The sequence below is a fragment of the Nocardia sp. CY15 genome, assembly GCF_009829295.1.
Lineage (GTDB): Bacteria > Actinomycetota > Actinomycetes > Mycobacteriales > Mycobacteriaceae > Nocardia > Nocardia sputi.
Genome location: NZ_VUOT01000092.1, coordinates 1 through 1371 on the forward strand (window position 1 = coordinate 1; position 1371 = coordinate 1371).

Annotated in this window: 1 protein-coding gene; it reads left to right on the forward strand. The window is 65.0% G+C overall.

Translation table 11 applies throughout. The features are described 5' to 3' along the window. The first annotated feature begins 63 nt into the window (after positions 1-63). A complete protein-coding gene (locus tag GVY39_RS33720; protein ID WP_159931032.1) occupies positions 64-1254 on the forward strand; it encodes an IS701 family transposase in 1191 nt (396 codons plus the stop codon). The last annotated feature ends 117 nt before the right edge of the window (positions 1255-1371 follow it).

Consider the following 1371-nt stretch of genomic DNA (forward strand, 5'->3'; position numbering starts at 1 on the left):
TAGTACTCCAGCTGCACTTCGTGATGTTGTTGTCGGGTAGCCTATTTCGTCGTGTCAGTGTCGGTGGATGAGGATCTGGCTGCGTGGGTGGCTGGGTTGGATGAGTTGTTCGGGCGGGTTGCGGGCCGGTTTTTGCGGGCGGAGCCGCGGTTGCGGGCTCGGTTGTATGTGCGGGGGTTGTTGGCTCCGCTGGCTGGGAAGAACGGGTGGACGCTGGCGGAAGCTGCTGGTGAGCGCACGCCGGATGGGATGCAACGGCTGTTGCATGCGGCGGCGTGGGATGCGGATGGGGTGCGTGATGACGTGCGCGGGTATGCCGTCGAGCACCTTGGGGACCCGGACGGTGTGCTGGTTGTGGACGAGACCGGCTTCTTGAAGAAGGGCACCAAATCTGCTGGGGTGCAACGGCAATACTCCGGGACAGCGGGCCGGATCGAGAATTGTCAGCTGGGGGTGTTCTGTGCCTATACCGGCAGCAGGGGGCGCACGCTGATCGATCGGGAGTTGTATCTGCCCAAGTCGTGGACCGAGGATCGGCAGCGGTGCCGGGAGGCGAGTGTGCCCGATGACGTCGTATTCGCGACCAAGGCGACGCTGGCGAAGAACATGCTGGCCAGAGCCCTGGATGCGGGAGTGCCGGCCCGGTGGGTTACCGCTGACGAGGCCTACGGCGGCGACGGAAAGTTCCGGGCCTGGCTCGACGAACGCCGGATCGGGTATGTCGTGGCTGTCCCGCGTGGTCAGACCATCCCGGTCACCGCGGGCTGCACACGCGCCGATCACCTTGTCGAGCAAGCACCCTCGCAAGCCTGGAAACGCCGTAGCTGCGGCGCCGGAGCGAAAGGGCCACGAATGTTCGATTGGGCCGTGGCCTCACTGCCGGTCTACGAGTGGACCACCGCCGCGGGCTGGAGCCGTTGGCTACTGGCCCGTCGAGCCCTGACCCCGAACAACAAGGGCGAATTGGAGACTGCCTACTACCTGTGCTGCGCACCCACGGGCACCACCGACGAGGAACTGATCCGCGTCGCCGGATCACGGTGGGCCGTAGAGGACTGCTTCCAGACCGCGAAAACCGAGGTCGGGCTCGACCACTATCAGGTCCGCCACTACGACGCCTGGTACCGGCACATCACCCTGGCCATGCTCGCCCACACCTACCTCGCCGTCACCGCCGCCATCGCCCCAAAAGCATTGGCAGCGGCCTCATCCCGCTCACCCTCGGAGAAATCCGACGTCTTCTGGCACACGTGATCACTCACCGCCCAGCCCTCGAAGCCATCCAGCGATGGTCGACCTGGCGCCGACGCCACCAATATCGGGCGAAGAAAGCCCACTACCAGCGACGACACCGATTACGTCACGAAGTGC